The following is a 21,165-nucleotide window of genomic DNA, read 5'->3' on the forward strand; positions in this document are numbered from 1 at the left end:
CCGCTTGTTTTCCGCCTTCCGGTTCTTCGCTTTCGCGTTTCCCTTTCCGGCGATTCCGACTCTATCAGAACCTTTCGGGCCTGACTCCCAGTCAGCGGGTTTCGCTGCTTGGGCTGTTGGGCCCTTGCGGCGAGTGAGACAGTAGCGGATTCCTTGCCCCCGAACCTAATCGGCGACTGCGTCCTGGAACGCGGATTCCTCATTCGCATATACGCATGAAAACGAGACGACAAAGTGCGTCGTTCGTTCGAATGTGTGTGGTGCGGGATGGTTGTCCGGGGACCGACCGGGGTCGGCGCTCACTTCGGACAACTCGAAGAACCTTACGGATCGGGTCAAGGTGTGTCAACCCTGGGACAGGCGTCACCCGGACGGCTAGCCTGGCTCCCATGACCACGCATGCGCACACGCTCAACCTGTGCTGGTGGGCCGCCTGACGGCGGCCGACCATCCACACGAGCACGCATGCGCTCACGGCCGCCGCCTCGGCGGCCGTTTTTCGTTTCTCCCCTTCCCGGGAGTGGCTCGGTCGCCCGACGCGGTGGCGCCGACATGACAGCCACACAGCAGGGAGACGGGACATGACGAGGATCTTCAGCGGGGTCAAGCCCACCGGGCATCTGACGCTGGGCAACTACCTGGGCGCCGTACGGCAGTGGGTCGCCGCCGACCGGGAGCCCGACGAGGCGTTGTTCTGCGTGGTGGACCTGCACGCGCTGACCGTGGAGCACGATCCGGCGCGGGTCCGGCGGCTGAGCAGGCAGGCCGCGAGCCTGCTGCTGGCCTCGGGGCTGGAGCCGGCGAGGTGCACGCTCTTCGTGCAGAGCCACGTGGACGAGCACACGCGGCTGGCGTACCTGCTGGAGTGCACCGCGACCGACGGGGAACTGCGGCGGATGGTCCAGTACCGGGAGAAGGCGACGCGGGCGCGGGACGCGGGGGAAGGGGTGCGGCTGTCGCTGCTCACCTATCCCGTGCTGATGGCGGCCGACATCCTCGCGTACGGGACGGACGAGGTGCCGGTCGGTGAGGACCAGCGGCAGCACGTGGAACTGACGCGGGACCTCGCGGTGCGGTTCAACCAGCGGTACGGGCACACCTTCGCGGTGCCCCGGGCCACGCACCCGGTGGTGGCGGCGCGGGTCATGGACCTCCAGGACCCGACCTCCAAGATGGGGAAGTCCGGGGACGCCGGGCCCGGGGTGGTGTTCATGCTCGACGAACCGGCGGTGGTGACGAGGAAGGTGATGCGGGCCGTCACCGACAGCGGGGACGGCGGCGTGGTCCTGGACCGGGAGAACCGGCCCGGGGTCGCCAACCTGCTCGACATCCTCGCCGCCTGCACGGGTGGGGAGCCCGCGGCGCTGGCCGATGGGTACCAGGGCTACGGGGCGTTGAAGCGGGACGTCGCCGAGGCGGTGGTGGAGACGTTGCGGCCGGTGCGGGAGCGGCACGCCGAGCTGGCGGCCGATCCCGGCGGGGTGGAGAAGGTGCTGCGGGCCGGCGCCGAGCGGGCGCGCGGGCTGGCGCGGCCGGTGGTGGACCGGGCGTACCGGGCGATCGGGTTGTTGGAGCCCTGAAGGGCCGCGGTACGGGTCCCCGCGCGGGGACCCGTACCGCCCGTCAGCTGTTGCCGGAGGCGAGTTCGCGGCTGCGGTCGCGGGCCGCCTCGAGTGCGGCGATGAGGGCCGCCCGTACGCCGTGCTTCTCCAGCTCGACGATGGCGTTGATGGTCGTGCCGGCCGGGGAGGTCACTGCCTCGCGGAGCTTGACCGGGTGCTCGCCGCTGTCGCGGAGCATCACGGCGGCGCCGATGGCGGCCTGGACGATCAGGTCGTGCGCCTGCGCGCGGGGCAGGCCGAGGAGGATGCCGGCGTCGGTCATCGCCTCGACGAGGAAGTAGAAGTACGCGGGGCCCGAGCCGGAGAGGGCCGTCGCGGCGTCCTGCTGCGACTCCGGAACGCGCAGGGTCTTGCCGACGCCGCCGAAGATCTCCTCGGTGTGCAGGAGGTGCGCGGCGGTGGCGTGGCTGCCGGCCGAGATGACGGACATGGCCTCGTCCACGAGGGCGGGGGTGTTCGTCATGACGCGGACGACCGGCGTGCCCGGGGCGAGCCGCTCCTCGAAGAAGGAGGTGGGGATGCCGGCGGCGCCGCTGATGATCAGGCGGTCGGTGGGGACGTGGGGGGCGAGTTCTTCGAGGAGCTTGCCCATGTCCTGCGGCTTGACCGTGAGGATCAGGGTGTCGGCGCGCTTGGCGGCCTCGGCGTTGGTGACGGCCTCGACCCCGTAGCGGGTGCGCAGTTCCTCGGCGCGCTCGGGGCGGCGGGCGGTGACGAGGAGCTTCGCGGCGGGCCATCCGCCGCGGATCATCCCGCTGAGCAGGGCCTCGCCGATCTTGCCGGTACCGAGGACTGCGACTGTCTGGGTCATGCCCGATTCACCTCGCCGAACGATGCGTGCGTGGGGGGCGTGCCGCCTCCACCTCCTCATCCTTGCACCCGGGGGCGCGGCGGCGAGGGGGTGTCCGGAGTGCGGTCAGGGGGTGCGGCGGCGCAGGGTGGCCGCGCCCAGGACGAGGACGAGCAGGGCGCAGCCGGCGACGACGACGGCGTCGCGGACGAACTCGGCGGTCATGTCGGTGTGGGTGAGGACCTGGGTCATGCCGTCCACGGCGTAGGACATGGGCAGGACGTTCGAGAGTCCTTCGAGGACGGGCTGCATGGTGTCGCGGGGTGCGAAGAGGCCGCAGAGCAGGAGCTGGGGGAAGATCACCGCCGGCATGAACTGCACGGCCTGGAACTCGGACGCGGCGAAGGCGGAGACGAACAGGCCCAGTGCCGTGCCGAGGAGCGCGTCGAGGAGGGCGACGAGCAGGAGCAGCCACGGGGAGCCGACGACGTCGAGGCCGAGGACCCACAGGGCGAGGCCGGTGGCGAGGAGGGACTGGACGACGGCCACGGCGCCGAACGCGAGGGCGTAGCCGGCGATGAGGTCGCCCTTGCCCAGCGGCATGGCGAGGAGGCGTTCCAGGGTGCCGGAGGTGCGCTCGCGCAGGGTGGCGATGGAGGTCACCAGGAACATGGTGATGAGGGGGAAGATCCCGAGGAGGGAGGCTCCGACGCTGTCGAAGGTGCGGGCGCTGCCGTCGAAGACGTAGCGGAGCAGGGTCAGCATCAGGACGGGGACCAGCAGCATCAGCGCGATCGAGCGCGGGTCGTGGCGGAGCTGGCGCAGGACGCGGGCGGCGGTGGCGAGGGTGCGGGCCGTGTTCACGAGTGCTGCTCCAGGGTCTCCCGGGCGAGGGCGTCGGCGTCGTCGACGAGGCGGAGGAAGCCTTCTTCGACGGTGGCGGAGCCGGTGCGGGTCCGCAGGGCGTCGGGGGTGTCCTGGGCGAGGATGCGGCCCTCGCGCAGGAGGAGCAGGTCGTGGCAGCGTTCGGCCTCGTCCATGACGTGCGAGGAGACGAGGATCGTGGCGCCGCGGTCGGTGGTGAGGTCGTGGAAGAGGTTCCACAGGTCGCGTCGCAGGACGGGGTCGAGGCCGACGGTCGGTTCGTCGAGGACCAGCAGTTCGGGGGTGCCGAGCAGGGCGACGGCGAGGGAGACGCGGCTGCGCTGGCCGCCGGAGAGGTTGCCGGCGAGGGCGCCCGCGCGTCCGGTGAGGTCCACGTCGGTGATGGCGCGGGTGACGGCGGCGGCGCGGCGGTCGGCGGCGGCTCGGCCGGGGTCGAGGACGGCGGCGAAGTATTCGAGGTTCTGCCGGACGGTGAGGTCGTCGTAGACCGAGGGCGCCTGGGTGACGTAGCCGATGCGGGAGCGCAGTGCGGGGTGGCCGGCGGGCCGGCCGAGGACGTCGAGGGTGCCGGTGACGTGGGCCTGGGAGCCGACGACGGCGCGCATGAGCGTGGACTTGCCGCAGCCGGAGGGGCCGAGGAGGCCGGTGACGCGGCCGCGGGGGACGTCGAAGGCGAGGGCGTCGAGGACGGTGCGGGGGTGGCGCCCGGCGCCGCGGCGGACCGTGAGGCCGCGGGCGTGGACGGCGGCCGGGGCTCCGTCCCGCGAGTTATTCATCATGTGATGAATAATGCTCCCGGCTGTGCCGGGGCGTCAACCGGGCGGACGGGCGCGGGTGTGGGTGTGGGTGCGGGCGCGGGTGTGGGTACGGGTGTGGAACCCCGGGGGCTACCGCTTGCGCTTGGGGCGGCGGGCGGCCGGGTTGCCGGTGCGGGAACTGCGGCGCCGGGCGAACTCGACCTTGGCGCGCTCGTACTCGGTGCGGCGCAGCTTCTCGCCGGGCGCCTCGACGAGGCAGCGCAAGAAGTAGGCGATGAGGGAGCCGATGAAACCGATCGCCTTCAGGCCCTTGAGCGCGGCCTCGTCGGACGAGGGGCGGGGGTGGCTGCCGAAGGACTCCCAGGTCTTGGCGAAGGCGATGGAACTGGCGATCGCGAAGAGGATGACGACGGAGATGCTGAGGAACGGGCCGACGTCGCCGATCTCCAGCCCCTCGTAGGCCATGCGCAGCAGGAACGCGGCGGCGACGGCGGTGACGAGCGAGCCGGCGGCCATGCCGACGCGGCGCAGGGCGTAGCCGCCGTCGTGCTCGACCCAGGTCGTCCCGAAGAACTTGATCGGCTCGGGCTCGGGGCCGGGGGCTGGCGCCGCGGGGGCGGCGGGCGGGGCGGGCTGGCTCTGGTCTCGCTGGTCGTCGTCGCTCACACCGGCGATTATCCCCCGGCGGGCCGGGCGCGCCGGGGGTGTCTCACGTGGCAGACGGGCGGGGCCGGCGCCGCGGGCCGCCGCCCGGGCCCGGGGCCCGGCCGGACGGGCGTCGTCCGGTGGAGGTGTGCGGCCGTGGGCTCAGAGCGTCAGCCGCACTGCCCCGTGACGTAGCCGTCGGCGCCCGTCTTCACGTACGCGTCGGCGACGAACTCGCCGTTGCCCACGCAGTCCCAGATGTCCGACGTCCCGTACGGGCCCGAGACGGTCGTGCCCTCGCACTGGCAGCGGATCTGGACGTACGCGCCCAGCGGGAGCACCCGTGAGACGGAGTAGTTGGTGCCGGGGCCGCTGCGTACGTTGACGCGGTACCCGGGCGCCACCGGGAAGGTCGGGAAGCCCGACCCCGAGAGGCTCTGAACCTGGCTTGAATCGTTCTCAACAGACATGTGGAAGTCCCCCCTTGAGTGTTGCTCTGCGCAACGCGCGCAGGGTAGCAAGCCCTTGGATGTTCGCATGGGCCATCGACTAGGCTCCGGCGGGGGTGATGAGTGGTGCGTTCGCTGCGCGCGACGGACTGTGCGGGGTTTCCGGAGTACGCCGGGCAGTACCGGCTCGAATCCGTACTCGGCTCCGGCGGCATGGGCGTCGTCCACCTGGCCACGTCCGGCGCGGGGCTGAAACTCGCCGTCAAGGTCGTACACGCCCAGCACGCGGTGGATCCCGAGTTCCGGGCGCGGTTCCGGCAGGAGGTCGCGGCCGCGCGGCGGGTGAGCGGAGCGTTCACCGCCCCGGTGGTGGACGCCGATCCGGACGCCGAGCGGCCCTGGATGGCCACCTCCTTCATCGACGCCCCGACGCTGTCCGAGCGGGTACGCGAACGGGTCCTGGACCCGGTCGAACTGGTGCGGCTCGCCGCCGGGCTGGCGGAGGCCCTGCGGGACATCCACCGGGCCGGGGTGGTGCACCGGGACCTGAAGCCCAGCAACGTGCTGATGGCACCGGACGGGGTCCGCGTCATCGACTTCGGGATCTCGCGGCCGGCGGACAGCGACCTGCGGACCGAGACCGGGAAGCTGATCGGGACCCCGCCGTTCATGGCGCCGGAGCAGTTCCAAAGCCCCCGGGACGTGGGCACGGCCGCCGATGTCTTCGCGCTGGGCGCGGTGCTGGTGTACGCGGCGACGGGGCGCGGGCCGTTCGACTCCGACAGCCACTACCTCGTGGCGTACCAGGTCGTGCACAGCGAGCCCGACCTGACCGGGTTGCCGGCGCGGCTGGTGCCGCTCGTGGCCCGGTGCCTGGCGAAGGAGCCGGCGGAGCGGCCGACCGCCGACGAACTGATCGCCGAGATGCGGGCACTGGCCTACCCGACCTCCGAGGACACCCACTCCTTCGTCCCCGGACCGCGGCGACCCGCGCGGGTCGCGCGGCCCGAGGTGGTCACGCACCGGCGGGAGCACATCGCCACGGACCCCCCGGCCGCCCCGCCCCCGCCCGGACGGCTGCCGCGGGTCCGGGCCCGGACGGCCCTGGCGGCGGGAGTGGCGCTCCTGCTCGGGGCGGGCGCGGCCGTCGGGTACCTGTACTCCGGGACGGACGGCGACGCGGCCGCCCGCGCGGCGGCGAAGAGCGCCGCGGCCTCGAAGGAGCGGGCCCCGGCCTTCGCCCCGTGGACCGCCGCGGTGGGTGACCGGCGTTCGGGGCGGCGGACCGTGTCCTGCTCCGCGGACGCCGCGGCCCTGTACTGCTCGGGGCCGGGGGTGGCCGCGGCGAAGCTGGATCCGGTGAACGGGACGGTGCTGTGGTCCGTCCCGGGCGCCGCGTCGACGCGGTTGGCCGCGCGGGACGACGCTCCCTCGCACGCGGGCGGGCTCGTCCTCGCGGTGGCGTCGGGCAGCGGGCTGCTGGAGGCCCTCGACCCCGCGAGCGGGACGAGGCGCTGGCGCCGGGAACTGCCGGACGGCGCGCGGGTCGTGCCCTTCGGGGCGCGGGTGCTGATCGTCGCGCCGAACGGGAACACCTCGGCCCTGGACGCGGCCACCGGGGTCACCCGCTGGACGAAGCGGATCGGCGGGGTGGGTTCCGTCTGGACGGCCGGCCCGGGGCCCTCCGGGGAACCGGTGCCGTACGTGTCGACGATCGACGGCGCGGGCGGTTCGACGCAGCTCTCCGAGGTGGACCCCGCGAGCGGATCGGAGCGCCGGCGGGTGCGCGTACCGGGCATGCTGCAGCCCGTCGGCGTGGCGGGCGGCGGCCTGTACCTGCTGGACAACGACGTGCGGACCGCGACGGAGGCGGTCGTGCGGGTCGACCTGGGAACACACGCCGTGCACCGGGTGCCGCTGGCGAGGCCGCTGTACGAGACGCAGGCGGCGGTGAGCCCCGAGGGTGTCGTGTACGTCTTCGGGACGGCGGGCGGGCTGGCGGCCGTGGGCCCGGCCAAGGAGGAGTGGCGGCTGGAGACGGGGGCGGCCGTCGCCTCGCGGCCGGTGTTCGCCGGCGGGCGGGTCTACCTGACGGCCGCCGACGGGCGGCTGCTGGCCGTGGACGCGGGCGCGGGCCGGCTGGTGGGGCAGACGAAGCCGGGCGCGGGCGGTGGGCAGGGCACCTTCGCCGCCACCCTGCCCGCCCCGGTCGTCCGTGACGGTCGGGTGTACGCGGCGACGCCCGACGGCGCCGTCTTCGCCGTGGACGCGGGGAACCCCGCCGGGTGGTGAGGCCGCCCGGCGGGGTTCTCGTACGTGCTGTCTCGTATGTGCTGTCTCGTACGTGCCGTCTCGTACGTGCCGTCGGGGGTCAGCCCAGGAGGGAGACGTCGCGGACCGCGCCCTTGTCGGCGCTGGTGGCCATGGCGGCGTAGGCGCGCAGGGCCGCGGAGACCTTGCGTTCGCGGTTCTTCGGGGCGTAGACGCCGCCGAGGGCCTCGTGGCGGGCGGCCAGTTCCTCGTCGGAGACGAGCAGGTCGATGGAGCGGTTCGGGATGTCGATGCGGATCCGGTCGCCGTCCCGGACCACGGCGATGTCGCCGCCCGAGGCCGCCTCCGGGGAGGCGTGGCCGATGGACAGGCCCGAGGTGCCGCCGGAGAAACGGCCGTCCGTGACGAGGGCGCAGACCTTGCCGAGGCCGCGGCCCTTGAGGAAGGACGTCGGGTACAGCATCTCCTGCATGCCGGGGCCGCCGCGCGGGCCCTCGTAGCGGATGACGACGACGTCGCCCGCCTTGATCTCCTTGCGGAGGATCTTGTCGACGGCCTCGTCCTGCGACTCGCAGACCACGGCCGGTCCCTCGAAGGTCCAGATCGACTCGTCCACGCCGGCCGTCTTCACGACGCAACCGTCGACGGCGATGTTGCCGCGCAGGACCGCGAGGCCGCCGTCCTTGGAGTAGGCGTGCTGGACGGAGCGGATGCAGCCGCCCTCGGCGTCGAGATCGAGGGCGTCCCAGCGCTCGGACTGCGAGAAGGCGGTCGCGGAGCGCTTGCAGCCGGGGGCCGCGTGCCACAGCTCCATGGCCGTGTCGCTCGCCGTGCCGGAGCGGGCGTCCCACTTCGCGAGCCAGTCCTCCAGGCCCTCGGAGTGCACGGAGGTGACGTCCTTGTTGAGGAGGCCGCCGCGGTGCAGTTCGCCGAGGATGGCGGGGATGCCGCCGGCCCGGTGGATGTCCTCCATGTAGTACGTGCCACCGGGCGCCACGTTCGGCGCGACCTTGGACAGGCACGGGACGCGGCGGGAGACGGCGTCGATGTCGGTGAGGTCGTACTCCAGGCCCGCCTCCTGCGCCGCCGCCAGCAGGTGCAGGATCGTGTTGGTGGAGCCGCCCATCGCGATGTCGAGCGCCATGGCGTTCTCGAAGGCCTCGCGGGTGGCGATGTTGCGCGGCAGGACGGACTCGTCGCCGTCCTCGTAGTAGCGCTTGGTGATCTCCACGACCGTACGGCCGGCGTCCTCGTACAGGGCGCGGCGGGCGGTGTGCGTGGCGAGGACCGAGCCGTTGCCCGGCAGGGCCAGGCCGATGGCCTCGGCGAGGCAGTTCATGGAGTTGGCGGTGAACATGCCCGAACAGGAACCGCAGGTCGGACAGGCGTTCTCCTCGATCCGCAGCACGTCCTCGTCCGAGACGTTCTCGTTGGAGGCGTCGACCATGGCGTCGATCAGGTCGAGCTTGCGGACGGTGCCGTCGACGAGGACCGCCTGACCGGCCTCCATCGGGCCGCCGGAGACGAAGACGACCGGGATGTTGAGGCGCATGGCGGCCATCAGCATGCCGGGGGTGATCTTGTCGCAGTTGGAGATGCAGATCAGGGCGTCGGCGCAGTGCGCCTCGACCATGTACTCCACGCTGTCCGCGATCAGGTCGCGGGAGGGCAGGGAGTACAGCATGCCGCCGTGCCCCATGGCGATGCCGTCGTCGACCGCGATGGTGTTGAACTCGCGCGGGATCGCGCCCGCCTCACGGATGGCGTCGGAGACGATCCGGCCGACCGGCGCCAGGTGGGTGTGCCCGGGGACGAACTCGGTGAACGAGTTGGCCACCGCGATGATCGGCTTTCCGATGTCCGCGCTCGCTACGCCCGAGGCGCGCATCAGCGCACGTGCGCCTGCCATGTTGCGGCCGTGGGTGACGGTGCGGGACCTCAGCTCGGGCATCGGTTTCACTCCCCATGAGTGCGGCGGCGCCGGAGGGGCCCGCCGCGACTGTGGATATGGCTGTTTACGAGGCTACGCCTCTCGCCCGCGATGCGGACACGGCGTCCGCATGCCGGGACGGCCGGCTCAGCTTTCGGTCACCGCCCGGGTTCGGTCACCGCCCGGGTTCGGTCACCGCCCGGGTTCGGTCACTGCCCGGGTTGGGTCACTTGTCGGGTTCGGTCACCCTCGGGTTCGGTCACTCCTCGGTGAGGTAGCGCTGGAGGGTCGGGGCCACGAGGGCCACGATCGCCTCCGGGTCCGCGGACGCGAGGGGTTCGATCTGGACCACGTACCGCAGGATCGCGATGCCGATCATGTGCGAGGCGGCCAGTTCGGCGCGGAAGGTGGGATCGGGGACGTCGAGGTCGGCGGCGACCCGCTCCAGGACCCGGCGCAGGATCAACCGGCGCAGCACGGCGGCGGCGGCCTCGTGGGTGAGGGCGGATCGGATCACCGCGAGGAGGGGGGCGCGGGTGGCGGGGTTCTCCCAGATGCCCAGGAAGTAGCGGGCCAGGCGCTCGCCGATGCCGTCCGGGCCGGAGCCGACGATCTGCGGGACGACCAGGGCCGGCTCCAGGCTGACCTCGATGGCGGCGGCGAACAGGTCGTCCTTGCTGCCGAAGTAGTGGTGCACCAGGGCCGGGTCCACGCCGGCGGCCTTCGCGATCCCGCGTACGGACGTCTTGTCGTAGCCGCGCGCCGCGAACTCCGAGCGGGCCGCGAGACGGATCCGCTCCTGCGTGCCGGGGCCGTCGTCGGCCTCGTCCTGGCGGGGGCGGCCGGGTCCGCGGCGGGGCTTCCTGACCGGTTCCGTCACGGGCGGCGGGCCGGGCTGTCGCTGGTCGCGGCCGCGAGGTGTTGCCGCGTGAAGGCCAGGGCCTCGGCGAGATCGGCCTCGCGTTCCGCGGAGGACATGGCGCGGCGGGTGTTGACCTCGATGACGACGTGGCCGTCGAAGGACGTACGGGCCAGGCCGCGCAGCAGTTCGGCGCAGGGCTGGGTGCCGCGGCCGGGGACGAGGTGCTCGTCCTTCGCGGAACCGTTGCCGTCGGCGAGGTGGATGTGGGCGAGCCGGTCGCCCATCCGGTCGATCATCGCGTTGGCGTCGGTGCGGGCCGTCGCGGTGTGCGAGAGGTCCACCGTGAAGTGCCGGTAGTCGTCCTTGGTGACGTCCCACTCGGGTGCGTACGCGAGCATCTCGCGGTCGCGGTAGCGCCACGGGTACATGTTCTCGACGGCGAAACGGACGTCGGTCTCGTCCGCCATGCGCCAGATGCCGGACACGAAGTCGCGGGAGTAGGCGCGCTGCCAACGGAACGGCGGGTGCACGACGACGGTGCTCGCGCCCAGCCGCTCGGCCGCCGCCTGGGCGCGCCTCAGCTTCGTCCAGGGGTCGGTCGACCAGACGCGCTGGGTGATGAGGAGGCACGGGGCGTGGATGGCCAGGACCGGGACGTGGTGGTGGTCGGAGAGGCGGCGCAGGGCGTCGATGTCCTGGCTGACCGGGTCCGTCCAGACCATGACCTCGACGCCGTCGTAGCCGAGGCGCGCGGCGATCTCGAAGGCGGTCGCCGTGGACTCCGGATAGACGGAGGCGGTGGAGAGGGCGACCTTGGGCCTTGGGGTCGGGGTCTGGGGGCGGGGTTCTGCCACGGGGACAGGTTACCGATGCCCGCGCCCCGGCCGGGCGGGGTGGGGGGGATCCACCGGTTCGGCCGGGCGTGCCCGTCAGGACGGGAGGTGGTCCAGGCGACGGAGGATGACGCCCTCCCGCAGGGCCCAGGGGCAGATCTCCAGCTCCTCGACGCCGAGGAGGTCCATCGCTCCCTCCGCGACCAGCGCTCCCGCCAGGAGCTGTCCGGCGCGGCCGTCGGAGACGCCCGGGAGGGTGGACCGCTGCGCGATGGTCATCGCGGCCAGGCGCGGGACCCACTCCTCCAGGGACTTGCGGGTCAGGTCGCGCTGGACGTACAAGCCGTCGGCCGAGCGGGCCGCGCCCGCGATGCGGGCCAGCTGCCTGAACGTCTTGGACGTCGCCACCACGTGGTCCGGCGCCCCGAAGCGGCTGAACACGCCGACCGAGCGGGCGATCTGGGCCCGCGCGTGCCGGCGCAGGGCCTTCACGTCCGCGGGGTCGGCCGGGTCGGCCGGGAGCCAGCCCGAGGTGAGGCGGCCGGCGCCCAGCGGGAGGGACACGGCGGCGTCGGGTTCCTCGTCGATGCCGCACGCGATCTCCAGCGAACCGCCGCCGATGTCGAGGACCAGCAGCCTGCCGGCCGACCAGCCGAACCAGCGGCGGGCTGCGAGGAACGTCAGCCGCGCCTCGTCCTCGCCACTGAGGATGGGCAGGTCGAGGCCGGTCTCGGCCTTCACCCGGGCCAGGACCTCGTCGGCGTTCGTCGCCTCGCGCACGGCGCTCGTCGCGAAGGGCAGCAGGTCCTCGCAGCCCTTGTCCTCGGCGGCCTGCACGGCATCGGCGAGGACCGACACGAGGCGTTCCATGCCCTCGGGGGTGACCGCGCCGTGCCCGTCGAGGAGCTCCGCCAGCCGCAGTTCCACCTTGTGGGAGTGCGCGGGCAGCGGGCGCGCACCGGGGTGCGCGTCCACCACCAGCAGATGGATCGTGTTCGAACCCACGTCAAGGACACCGAGTCTCATACGAGGAAACGCTACTGGTCCTGTCGCGAAGGGGTGGAGTAAGGGGCGCTTAGGCTTGGGTTTGTGCCAAATACGAAGAAGGCCAACAAGTCCCGCCCCAAGTCGAAGAAGACCAAGGGCGGCGAGTCCCCCGCGGTCGCAGGTGACGAGAAGGTCGCAGGTGACGAGATGGTTCCCGGTGACGAGAAGGGCCTCGATTTCCCCCGGGCCTGGGTGGAGTTCCCGGACCCCGCCGACGACGAACAGATCTTCCGCTGCGACCTGACCTGGCTGACCTCGCGCTGGACGTGCATCTTCGGCAGCGGCTGCCAGGGCATCCAGGCCGGCCGGGCGGACGACGGTTGCTGCACCCTCGGCGCGCACTTCTCCGATGAGGACGACGAGAAGCGCGTCGCGGAGAACGTGGCCCGCCTCACGCCGGAGCTGTGGCAGTTCCACGACGTGGGCACCGAGTCCGGCTGGGTGCAGAAGGACGAGGACGGCGAGCGGCAGACCCGCCGCTGGGAGGGGTCGTGCATCTTCCAGAACCGGCCCGGCTTCGCCGCCGGCGCCGGTTGCTCGCTGCACATCCTGGCGCTGCGCGAGAAGCGCGAGCCGTTGGAGACCAAGCCCGACGTCTGCTGGCAGCTGCCGATCCGTCGGACCTACGACTGGATCGACCGGCCCGACGACACGCGGGTCCTCCAGGTCTCGATCGGTGAGTACGACCGGCGCGGCTGGGGTCCGGGCGGCCACGACCTGCACTGGTGGTGCACGTCCGCCACGTCCGCGCACGGTGCCGGTGACCCGGTGTACGTGTCCTACCGCCCCGAGCTGACGGAGCTGATGGGCAAGGAGGGGTACGAGGCGCTCGTGGCGCTGTGCGAGGCACGGCTGGCCTCGCTGCTGCCGATGGCCCCGCACCCCGCGGATCCGACGACGACGTGAACGACGGGACGACGTGCACGACCGCGTGACGGCGTGGCGGTGTGAGGAGCGGGGCGTGAGGCCTGTCGGCCGGCGGGTCAGGAGGGCGGGTCCGCCGGGTCGGGGGGCGGCGTCGGGGAAACCGTTCCTTCTGACTCGCTCGGCGTCGGCGTCGGCGTCGGCGTGGGAGTCGGGGTCGGCGTGGGAGTCGGGGTCGGGGTCGGCGTCGGGGTGGGCGTGGGAGTCGGCGCCGGGGTGGGCGTGGAGGTCGGCGGTCTCCCGGTCGGCGGCGGGGCGGGCCGGCCGCGGCCGGTGATGGCGACGACCGCGCCGGACGGGTCCACTCCGACCCGGGCCGACCAGGCGCCGACGGGCTGGGCCGCGGCGTCCACGGTGATCCGCAGGGTGACCGATTCTCCGGGGGCCAGGGTGCCCGCGGTCTGGCCCGCCCGCAGCCAGGGCGCGTCGGACCACAGACGCCAGTCCACGGGGGCGCCGCCGGACGCGCTGAGCGTGAGCAGGGTGGTGGAGCCGTGTGTCGTGGCGGACACGGTGAGCCGGCCTGGAGCTCCCGGACGGTCCGATTCCGGGGTGGCCGGCGCGCCGGAGCTGATGACCTCCACGGAGACGTCGGGTGCGGCGGTACCGGGGGCGAAGCCCGGCCCGTCGCCGGTGTGGGCGGTGTTGCCGGTGTTCTCGTACGCGGCGAGCAGGCGGCCGCCGGCCGGGGGCGGCGGGATGTCGGATTCGCTGGCGGAGATCCGGGTGGCGTCGCCGGCAACGGGTTCGCCGGTGGCGGGGGCGCCCCGGTAGGCCGCCCACAGGGCCAGTACGGGCGCGGCGACGACGGTGGCGACGACGGTCGTGGTGACGGCGCGGGCCCGGAACCGGTCGCGGCGGGCCGCGCGGTCCTTGGGGTCCATCGGGAAGCCGGTCCGGTCGAAGCGGGGACCGGGGCCGCCGCCGCGTCGCCCGGAGCGCAGCATCGCGGCGCGGACGGCGGCGCGGGGGGCCGGTACGAGCGGGAGCGCGGCGGGGTGGATGCCCCCGGTGCCGGGCCAGGGGCCGCCAGCGCCGACGCGTTCGGCGACGCGGCGGCAGCGCGGGCAGTCGTCGACGTGGCGTACGAGTTCGGCGCGCAGCGGGGTGGAGAGCAGTACCCGGGGGTCTCCGTCGTCGCCGGTGAGCCGGGACACGGCCGGGCAGTGGCCGGTCTCGACGACGGCGAGCGCGGCGCGGGTGCGTTCGACCTCGCAGGCGGCGGCGGACAGGAGTTCGCGGGCGGCGGCGGGCGGGGTCCCGAGGACGGAGGCGAGTTCGGGGACGCCGAGTCGGTGGCGGACGGCGAGTTCGAGGGCCTCCCGCTGCTCGGGGGTGGTGCCGGCGGCCTCCGGCCAGGCGAGGCGGGCGAGTTCGGTGCGGCGGTACGCGGACACGTCGAGGGTGCCGGGGCCACCCGGCGCGTGCTCGGCGCCGGTGTGCTCCGGCGTACGACGGGCGCTGTGCGCCCCCTGCCGCGCGCGCCGCTGCTCGGCGAGCCGGCGCAGGCAGCCCCAGCGGGCGAGCGCGTAGAGCCAGGCCCGGCGCTCGCCCTCGTCGGGGCAGCGGCCGGGATGCCGCTCGGCGGCGGCCAGGGCGTCTCCGAGCACGTCGGTGGCCGTGTCGTGGTCGCAGAGCACCGAAAGGCAGTAGGTGAACAGGCCGTCGAGGTAGGGCTCGTGTCGGAACGGGGGAGGCTGTTCGCCGGCGTGTCCCTGTCCTCCGCGTCCCTCTGAAGGCGTGCGCCCGTGCGCCCGGTGTGCGCCGGTGCGCGATGAGGGGGGTCCCTGGTTGCTGCTGTTCACCTGGCGACCGTAGGCGGCGCGCCGGTGATGCCCCGGAAGCCTTCAGCAGTTTTAGCCCTTACGGGTGAACAGATCGGGCTCGCGCTGACAGCCGCCCTGACGCCACGACCGACGAACCCGGACGGGCCGGGCGGCCGGACCGCCCGGCCCGGGGGGGCGCACGCGGCCGGCGGCGGCGGTGTCGGTGGCGGCGACTACGGTGGGCGCATGGCAGCCCGCACATCTCGTTCATCCGCCAAGGACCGGCCGTCCTACCGTTGTACCGAGTGCGGCTGGACGACCGCGAAATGGCTCGGGCGGTGTCCCGAGTGCCAGGCGTGGGGCACCGTCGAGGAAATGGGCGCGCCCGCCGTGCGGACCACCGCGGCGGGTCGGGTCTCCACCGCGGCCGTGCCGATCGGCCAGGTCGACGTCAGGACGGCGACCGCGCGCAGCACCGGCGTGAGCGAGCTGGACCGCGTACTGGGCGGCGGTCTCGTGCCCGGTGCGGTGGTGCTGCTGGCGGGCGAACCGGGCGTGGGCAAGTCGACGCTGCTGCTGGACGTCGCGGCGAAGGCCTCCGACGCCGACCACCGGACGCTGTACGTGACGGGCGAGGAGTCGGCGAGCCAGGTGCGCTTGCGCGCGGACCGGATCAAGGCGCTCAGCGACCACCTGTACCTGGCCGCGGAGACCGATCTGTCGGCCGTGCTGGGTCACCTCGACGCCGTGAAACCCGCGCTGCTCATCCTGGACTCCGTACAGACCATCGCCTCGCCCGAGATCGACGGCGCGCCCGGCGGCATGGCCCAGGTGCGCGAGGTCGCGGGCGCGCTGATCCGGGCGTCCAAGGAACGCGGCATGTCCACGCTCCTCGTCGGCCACGTCACCAAGGACGGGGCGATCGCCGGCCCCCGGCTGCTGGAGCACCTGGTCGACGTGGTCCTGAGCTTCGAGGGCGACCGGCACGCGCGGCTGCGCCTGGTGCGCGGCGTGAAGAACCGGTACGGGGCCACCGACGAGGTCGGCTGCTTCGAACTCCACGACGAGGGGATCACCGGGCTCGCCGATCCGAGCGGGTTGTTCCTGACCCGGCGCGCGGAGGCGGTCCCCGGGACCTGTCTGACGGTGACGCTGGAGGGCAAGCGGCCCCTGGTCGCGGAGGTGCAGGCGCTGACGGTGGATTCGCAGATCCCCTCGCCGCGCCGGACCACGTCGGGGCTGGAGACCTCCCGCGTCTCGATGATGCTGGCGGTGCTGGAGCAGCGCGGCCGGATCACCGCACTGGGCAAGCGGGACATCTACAGCGCCACCGTGGGCGGGGTGAAGCTGACCGAGCCGGCCGCCGACCTGGCGATCGCGCTGGCGCTGGCCTCGGCCGCGAGCGACGTCCCGCTTCCGAAGAACCTCGTCGCCATCGGGGAGGTCGGTCTCGCGGGCGAGGTGCGCCGGGTGACGGGCGTCCAGCGCCGGCTCGCCGAGGCGCACCGGCTCGGCTTCACGCACGCGCTGGTCCCGAGCGACCCCGGCAAGGTGCCGGCCGGCATGAAGGTGATCGAGGTCGCGGACATGGGCGACGCGCTGCGGGTCCTGCCGCGCGGGCGCTCCCGTACCCCGGCCAAGGACGGCGCGGGCACCCCGGCCAAGAACGGCACGACCGGATAGCGGGCGCCTGCGGGCGGGCCTCCCGGGGGTCCCGCGGGCGGTCCCGGCCAGGTCAGGGGCGGGTCCGCGGACCCCGGCGGGGGGTGTCCCGAAGGCCCGCGCGGAGGCGGTCCGGGACGAGGCGGGCCAAGGCTCGGCGGGCGCACAGGCCGCGCCGGTAGACTTTGTGCTGGTCCGCCCGGCCGTACGCAGGCGGCGCAACCCGCGACCGGAGGAGTGCAGTGGCAGCCAAGGACGGGGCAGCAGCATCCGGGAAGTCGGGCGCGAGCTCCAGGCAAGAGGCCATGATGCGTGCCTCGCTGAGCGCGGTGGCACCCGGTCAGCCCCTGCGGGACGGTCTGGAGAGGATCGTTCGCGGCAACACCGGCGGCTTGATCGTCCTCGGCATGGACAAGAACGTCGAGGCGATGTGCACCGGCGGTTTCGTGCTGGACGTGGAGTTCACCGCGACCCGGTTGCGCGAGCTGTGCAAGCTCGACGGGGCGCTCATCCTGGACAAGGACATCACCAAGATCCTGCGGGCCGGTGTCCAGCTGGTCCCGGACGCGTCCATCCACACGGAGGAGACCGGCACCCGGCACCGCACGGCCGACCGCGTCTCCAAGCAGTGCGGCTTCCCGGTGGTGTCGGTGTCGCAGTCGATGCGGCTGATCGCGCTGTACGTGGACGGTGAGCGGCGGGTCCTGGAGGAGTCCGGGGCGATCCTGTCGCGGGCGAACCAGGCGCTGGCCACGCTGGAGCGGTACAAGCTGCGGCTCGACGAGGTGGCGGGCACGTTGTCCGCGCTGGAGATCGAGGACCTGGTCACGGTCCGCGATGTCACGGCGGTCGCGCAGCGGCTGGAAATGGTCCGCCGGATCGCTACGGAGATCGCCGAGTACGTGGTCGAGCTGGGCACGGACGGGCGACTGTTGTCCCTCCAACTGGACGAGCTGACGGTCGGCATCGAGCAGGAACGGGAGCTGGTGATCCGGGACTACGTTCCGGAGCCCACGGCGAAGCGTTCCCGCACGGTGGAGGAGGCGCTGCCGGCGCTGGACGCGCTGACGCATCCGGAACTGCTGGAGCTGGCGATCGTGGCGAAGGCCCTGGGGTACACGGGGTCGCCGGAGACGCTGGACTCGGCGGTGTCCCCGCGCGGCTACCGGCTGCTGGCGAAGGTGCCGCGGCTGCCCGGGGCGATCATCGAGCGGCTGGTGGAGCACTTCGGCGGGCTGCAGAAGCTGCTCGCCGCCGGCGTGGACGACCTGCAGACGGTGGACGGCGTGGGCGAGGCCCGGGCGCGGAGCGTCCGCGAGGGCCTGTCGCGGCTGGCGGAGTCCTCGATCCTGGAACGGTACGTCTAGGACCTGCCGGCGCCCGGGCCCGGCGGGCCCGGGCGGGCGCGCCCGCCCGGCCGTGGCGCGTCAGTCCTGCTTGAGCACGAACGAGGTGCGGGCCACCGGCATGCCGGGGGTCTTGACCTCCACCACGTAGGTGTCCGCGGTCGCGGTCGCGGCGGGCGGTGACTGGCACTGGTCCGCGGCGCTGAACCTGCGGTCCCATTCCACCGACGGCACCTTGGTCTCGCTCTGCGCGGCCAGCCGGAAGAACACGTTCCCCGCGCCGGTCGGGCAGTCCGTCGAGGACCAGACGGCCTTGGGGTTGCTCGCCTGAGTGATGGTCAGAACCGCCTGCTTCGGGCCGAGGTCCACCTTGCAGGTGGTGCCGGAGACGTTGCGGGCGATCAGTTCGAGACGCGGTTTCTCGTTCGCCTCGTACTCGTTCTTCTCGCTCTTGACCTCCCACTGCCACGCGGACGGCGCGCACGTGGGGAGCGGCGAGTCCACCGGGACCTGGCTCGCGGCGCCGCCCGGGACGGAGTTGCCGGAGCCACCGCCCGTTCCGCCGCTCGGCTCGCCGTTCTTGCCGGAGCCCGCCGTGCCCGCGTCCGAACCGGAACCCGAACCGGAGCCGGCGGAGCCGGTGCCCGACTCGGCCCGGCCGCCAGGGGCCTGACTGATCGCCGGCCCGGAGCCGGAGGGGCCCGGGGTGATGGGTGCGACGGGATCTCGCCCGCCTTCGCCCTTGCCGTTCGTACTCGACCTCACCCCACCGGAGCTGACGGTCCACACGGCGAGGAGCGCGAGGAGCGCGACAACGGACGCCAGCACAGCCCTCCGTCGCCAGTAGATGGAGGAGGGGAGCGGCCCGACCGGATTGCGCAGAGATCCCACGAGCGGAACCTTACGAGAGTTCGCGCCGCGATCAGTGCCCCACATGCCGGGCGACGGGCTTGTTTTGCCGATGATCATCCTGCGGAACCAGTCCCGACCGATCGGAACCGGCCAAGGGGCTGACACGACCTCGACATCTCATTGAGTACGGTCTGTGATCATGGACAGCTCCGACCTCTACAGAGACATCACCGACTTCGCCCACACCACGCCCCCCTGGGTGCGGACGGCGTCCGAGGCCTGGACGGAGTACGGACTGTTCGCGTTCGGCCTGCTCTTCATAGCCGTCTGGTGGCGTGCCCGCAGACAGGCCGCCTCGCGCGCGATGGCGCTCGCCGTCCTCGCACCGCTCGCCACCGCGGTCGCCTACGTCGCCTCCGAGCTGGTGAAGTCCACCGTCGACGAGGACCGGCCCTGTCGGACGGTCGCCGGGGCGGCCGCGTCGCTGATCCCGTGCCCGGAGTACGGAGACTGGTCCTTCCCCAGCAACCACTCCTCCATCGCAGGCGCGGCCGCCGTCGCGATCGCCCTGGCCGTCGGCCGGCTCGCGCTGTTGACCGTGCCGCTCGCCCTGCTCATGGCCTTCTCCCGGGTGTTCGTCGGCGTGCACTTCCCCCACGACGTGGCGCTGGGCCTGCTGCTCGGCGGATCGCTGGCCGCCCTGTTCGTGCTCGCCCTCACCGGTCCGATCAGTAGGATCACCGCCACCATGCGGGCCAGTGGTGCCCGGCCCGTGCTGTGGTTCACCGGTCCGGGCCCCGCGCGGTAGGGACGAAACGTGCCAGGATGCCGTCTGCCATGACTGCATCCACCACTCCTTCCCCCGACGTCGCCCACGCACTGCACTCCCCCGTGATCGCGTGGTTCGACGAGCATGCCCGCGACCTGCCCTGGCGCCGCCCCGAGGCCGGCCCCTGGGGCGTGATGGTCAGCGAGTTCATGCTCCAGCAGACCCCCGTCAACCGGGTCCTGCCGGTGTACGAACAGTGGCTCGCCCGCTGGCCCCGACCCGCCGACCTGGCCGCCGACGCGCCCGGCGAGGCCGTACGCGCCTGGGGTCGTCTCGGCTACCCCCGCCGGGCACTGCGCCTGCACGGCGCGGCCGTCGCGATAACGGAACGCCACGGGGGCGACGTGCCGCGGGATCACGCGCAGCTGCTCGCCCTGCCCGGGATCGGCGAGTACACGGCCGCCGCGGTGGCCTCGTTCGCGTACGGGCAGCGGCACGCGGTGCTGGACACCAACGTGCGCCGGGTCTTCGCCCGCACCGCCGGCGGGGTCGAGTACCCCCCGAACGCGACCACGGCCGCCGAGCGGCGCCTGGCGCGGGCGCTGCTGCCGCCGGACGAGGAGACCGCGGCCCGCTGGGCGGCGGCCTCGATGGAGCTGGGCGCGCTGGTGTGCACGGCCAAGAGTCCGGACTGCGCGCGCTGCCCGGTCGCCGGGCTGTGCGCGTGGCGCCTCGCGGGGAAGCCGGCGCACGACGGGCCGCCGCGCCGCGGGCAGACGTACGCCGGTACCGACCGCCAGGTGCGGGGCAAGCTGCTCGCCGTCCTGCGGGAGGCGGTCGGCGCCGTTCCGCGGGCGGTGTTGGACACGGTCTGGGACGAGCCGGTGCAGCGGGCCCGCGCGCTGGACGGGCTGGTGTCCGACGGTCTGGTCGAGCCGCTCGCCCAGGGGATGTTCCGACTTCCGCAGGGACCGGCCCGCAACTGATCCATTCCGTGAGGGACCCGGCTCGAAGCTGACTCGAAGATTCCGCTTGGCGCCGGGAAACCGCAGCTCAATGCCGCTGTTACACAATCTACGGGTGTCCGTGCGCCCACCGAAGGCTGACCCGCACAGTGCCGTGACAACGCCTCCGTACCTTCGAACCCGTAAGACAGCGGTGGCGGGTTGGGACGGAACGGAGGCGGTCTGAGATGGCGCACGGCGAGGTACTCGAATTCGAGGAGTACGTACGCACCCGGCAGGACGCGCTGCTGCGCAGTGCCCGGCGCCTGGTCCCGGACCCCACGGACGCCCAGGACCTCCTCCAGACCGCCCTCGTGCGCACCTACGGCCGCTGGGACGGAATCGCCGACAAGTCCCTGGCCGACGCCTACCTCCGCCGCGTCATGATCAACACGCGGACCGAGTGGTGGCGGGCCCGCAAGCTCGACGAGGTCCCCACCGAACAGCTCCCGGACGCGTCCGTCGAGGACGGCTCCGACCAGCGCGCCGACCGTGCCCTGCTCATGGACATCCTCAAGGTCCTGGCGCCCAAGCAGCGAAGCGTCGTGGTGCTGCGACACTGGGAGCAGATGAGCACCGAGGAAACGGCCGCGGCGCTCGGCATGTCGGCGGGAACCGTGAAGAGCACCCTGCACCGCGCACTGGCCCGGCTCCGGCAGGAGCTGGAGAGCCGGGACCTCGACATGCGCGCGCTGGAACGCGGTGACCACACCATCCGGTACGAGGGGCGGGAGCGGTGCGCGGCCTGAA

General features: G+C 73.1%; 19 protein-coding genes. 8 read left to right on the forward strand and 11 right to left on the reverse strand.

Annotated features, from left to right (window positions below; all coding sequences use genetic code 11):
- Positions 1 to 581 precede the first annotated feature (581 nt).
- Entirely contained in the window at positions 582 to 1,580 is a 999-nt protein-coding gene (gene trpS, locus ACIRO3_RS27955) for a tryptophan--tRNA ligase (protein WP_404141445.1), read from the forward strand.
- A gap of 43 nt (positions 1,581 to 1,623) precedes the next feature.
- Here trpS and proC read toward each other — a convergent pair whose 3' ends face one another.
- The 5 genes from proC to ACIRO3_RS27980 all read right to left on the reverse strand — a co-directional run bounded on the left by proC (position 1,624) and on the right by ACIRO3_RS27980 (position 5,170).
- Positions 1,624 to 2,433 (reverse strand): pyrroline-5-carboxylate reductase, encoded by an 810-nt coding sequence (gene proC / locus ACIRO3_RS27960; protein ID WP_053677118.1) that lies wholly within the window; start codon positions 2,431 to 2,433, stop codon positions 1,624 to 1,626.
- A gap of 105 nt (positions 2,434 to 2,538) precedes the next feature.
- The gene (locus ACIRO3_RS27965) at positions 2,539 to 3,276 is read right to left on the reverse strand and encodes an ABC transporter permease (protein ID WP_404141447.1); all 738 of its coding nucleotides are present in this window, start codon (positions 3,274 to 3,276) and stop codon (positions 2,539 to 2,541) included.
- On the reverse strand, positions 3,273 to 4,076 hold the full coding sequence (locus ACIRO3_RS27970) for an ABC transporter ATP-binding protein (RefSeq protein ID WP_404141449.1): 804 nt from the start codon (positions 4,074 to 4,076) through the stop codon (positions 3,273 to 3,275). Before ACIRO3_RS27970 ends, ACIRO3_RS27965 begins: the two co-directional genes overlap by 4 nt.
- A gap of 108 nt (positions 4,077 to 4,184) precedes the next feature.
- A complete protein-coding gene (locus ACIRO3_RS27975; protein WP_404141451.1) occupies positions 4,185 to 4,721 on the reverse strand; it encodes a hypothetical protein in 537 nt (178 codons plus the stop codon).
- 149 nt (positions 4,722 to 4,870) lie between these two features.
- On the reverse strand, positions 4,871 to 5,170 hold the full coding sequence (locus ACIRO3_RS27980) for a peptidase (RefSeq protein WP_361769863.1): 300 nt from the start codon (positions 5,168 to 5,170) through the stop codon (positions 4,871 to 4,873).
- Between the two features lie 105 nt (positions 5,171 to 5,275).
- Between ACIRO3_RS27980 and ACIRO3_RS27985 the strand changes: the two genes are divergently transcribed.
- On the forward strand, positions 5,276 to 7,441 hold the full coding sequence (locus ACIRO3_RS27985; protein WP_404141453.1) for a protein kinase: 2,166 nt from the start codon (positions 5,276 to 5,278) through the stop codon (positions 7,439 to 7,441).
- Positions 7,442 to 7,520: 79 nt separating this feature from the next.
- Here ACIRO3_RS27985 and ilvD read toward each other — a convergent pair whose 3' ends face one another.
- The 4 genes from ilvD to ACIRO3_RS28005 all read right to left on the reverse strand — a co-directional run bounded on the left by ilvD (position 7,521) and on the right by ACIRO3_RS28005 (position 12,071).
- Positions 7,521 to 9,371 carry a dihydroxy-acid dehydratase gene (gene ilvD / locus ACIRO3_RS27990; protein ID WP_361769869.1) on the reverse strand — a complete coding sequence of 617 codons (1,851 nt, stop codon included), beginning with the start codon at positions 9,369 to 9,371 and terminating at the stop codon, positions 7,521 to 7,523.
- 238 nt (positions 9,372 to 9,609) lie between these two features.
- On the reverse strand, positions 9,610 to 10,230 hold the full coding sequence (locus ACIRO3_RS27995; RefSeq protein ID WP_361769872.1) for a TetR family transcriptional regulator: 621 nt from the start codon (positions 10,228 to 10,230) through the stop codon (positions 9,610 to 9,612).
- Entirely contained in the window at positions 10,227 to 11,066 is an 840-nt protein-coding gene (locus tag ACIRO3_RS28000; RefSeq protein ID WP_365998168.1) for a sugar phosphate isomerase/epimerase, read from the reverse strand. The genes ACIRO3_RS27995 and ACIRO3_RS28000 overlap by 4 nt, the downstream gene beginning before the upstream one ends.
- Positions 11,067 to 11,141: 75 nt before the next feature.
- Positions 11,142 to 12,071: a Ppx/GppA family phosphatase gene (locus ACIRO3_RS28005; RefSeq protein WP_404141456.1), complete on the reverse strand. Its 930-nt coding sequence runs from the start codon at positions 12,069 to 12,071 to the stop codon at positions 11,142 to 11,144.
- A gap of 63 nt (positions 12,072 to 12,134) precedes the next feature.
- Between ACIRO3_RS28005 and ACIRO3_RS28010 the strand changes: the two genes are divergently transcribed.
- Positions 12,135 to 12,998, forward strand: coding sequence for a hypothetical protein (locus tag ACIRO3_RS28010; protein WP_404141458.1), 864 nt, complete (start codon positions 12,135 to 12,137; stop codon positions 12,996 to 12,998).
- A 77-nt stretch (positions 12,999 to 13,075) separates the two neighbouring features.
- Here the strand turns inward: ACIRO3_RS28010 and ACIRO3_RS28015 are convergent, their stop codons facing one another.
- Entirely contained in the window at positions 13,076 to 14,821 is a 1,746-nt protein-coding gene (locus ACIRO3_RS28015) for a hypothetical protein (RefSeq protein ID WP_404141460.1), read from the reverse strand.
- A gap of 207 nt (positions 14,822 to 15,028) precedes the next feature.
- Here ACIRO3_RS28015 and radA point away from each other — a divergent pair, with 207 nt between their 5' ends.
- Together radA and disA are read left to right on the forward strand one after the other, a co-directional pair.
- Positions 15,029 to 16,465, forward strand: coding sequence for a DNA repair protein RadA (gene radA / locus ACIRO3_RS28020; protein WP_361769884.1), 1,437 nt, complete (start codon positions 15,029 to 15,031; stop codon positions 16,463 to 16,465).
- 221 nt (positions 16,466 to 16,686) lie between these two features.
- Entirely contained in the window at positions 16,687 to 17,811 is a 1,125-nt protein-coding gene (gene disA, locus ACIRO3_RS28025; RefSeq protein WP_365998171.1) for a DNA integrity scanning diadenylate cyclase DisA, read from the forward strand.
- 60 nt (positions 17,812 to 17,871) lie between these two features.
- Here disA and ACIRO3_RS28030 read toward each other — a convergent pair whose 3' ends face one another.
- The gene (locus ACIRO3_RS28030; RefSeq protein ID WP_404141462.1) at positions 17,872 to 18,618 is read right to left on the reverse strand and encodes a hypothetical protein; all 747 of its coding nucleotides are present in this window, start codon (positions 18,616 to 18,618) and stop codon (positions 17,872 to 17,874) included.
- A gap of 223 nt (positions 18,619 to 18,841) precedes the next feature.
- Between ACIRO3_RS28030 and ACIRO3_RS28035 the strand changes: the two genes are divergently transcribed.
- From ACIRO3_RS28035 to ACIRO3_RS28045, 3 genes are all read left to right on the forward strand, one after another.
- Positions 18,842 to 19,450, forward strand: coding sequence for a phosphatase PAP2 family protein (locus ACIRO3_RS28035; RefSeq protein WP_404141464.1), 609 nt, complete (start codon positions 18,842 to 18,844; stop codon positions 19,448 to 19,450).
- A gap of 29 nt (positions 19,451 to 19,479) precedes the next feature.
- The gene (locus ACIRO3_RS28040; RefSeq protein ID WP_361769896.1) at positions 19,480 to 20,397 is read left to right on the forward strand and encodes an A/G-specific adenine glycosylase; all 918 of its coding nucleotides are present in this window, start codon (positions 19,480 to 19,482) and stop codon (positions 20,395 to 20,397) included.
- A 206-nt stretch (positions 20,398 to 20,603) separates the two neighbouring features.
- On the forward strand, positions 20,604 to 21,164 hold the full coding sequence (locus ACIRO3_RS28045) for a SigE family RNA polymerase sigma factor (RefSeq protein ID WP_053678383.1): 561 nt from the start codon (positions 20,604 to 20,606) through the stop codon (positions 21,162 to 21,164).
- Position 21,165: the final 1 nt, after the last annotated feature.

Source organism: Streptomyces sp. NPDC102278 (assembly GCF_044766345.1).
Classification (GTDB): Bacteria; Actinomycetota; Actinomycetes; order Streptomycetales; family Streptomycetaceae; genus Streptomyces.

Coding starts and splice junctions, on each gene's coding strand:
- trpS (WP_404141445.1), top strand. CDS start 582: ATGACGAGGATCTTCAGCGGGGTCAAGCCCACCGGGCATCTGACGCTG.
- proC (WP_053677118.1), bottom strand. CDS start 2,433: ATGACCCAGACAGTCGCAGTCCTCGGTACCGGCAAGATCGGCGAGGCC.
- ACIRO3_RS27970 (WP_404141449.1), bottom strand. CDS start 4,076: ATGATGAATAACTCGCGGGACGGAGCCCCGGCCGCCGTCCACGCCCGC.
- ACIRO3_RS27980 (WP_361769863.1), bottom strand. CDS start 5,170: ATGTCTGTTGAGAACGATTCAAGCCAGGTTCAGAGCCTCTCGGGGTCG.
- ilvD (WP_361769869.1), bottom strand. CDS start 9,371: ATGCCCGAGCTGAGGTCCCGCACCGTCACCCACGGCCGCAACATGGCA.
- ACIRO3_RS28005 (WP_404141456.1), bottom strand. CDS start 12,071: ATGAGACTCGGTGTCCTTGACGTGGGTTCGAACACGATCCATCTGCTG.
- radA (WP_361769884.1), top strand. CDS start 15,029: ATGGCAGCCCGCACATCTCGTTCATCCGCCAAGGACCGGCCGTCCTAC.
- ACIRO3_RS28035 (WP_404141464.1), top strand. CDS start 18,842: ATGGACAGCTCCGACCTCTACAGAGACATCACCGACTTCGCCCACACC.
- ACIRO3_RS28040 (WP_361769896.1), top strand. CDS start 19,480: ATGACTGCATCCACCACTCCTTCCCCCGACGTCGCCCACGCACTGCAC.
- ACIRO3_RS28045 (WP_053678383.1), top strand. CDS start 20,604: ATGGCGCACGGCGAGGTACTCGAATTCGAGGAGTACGTACGCACCCGG.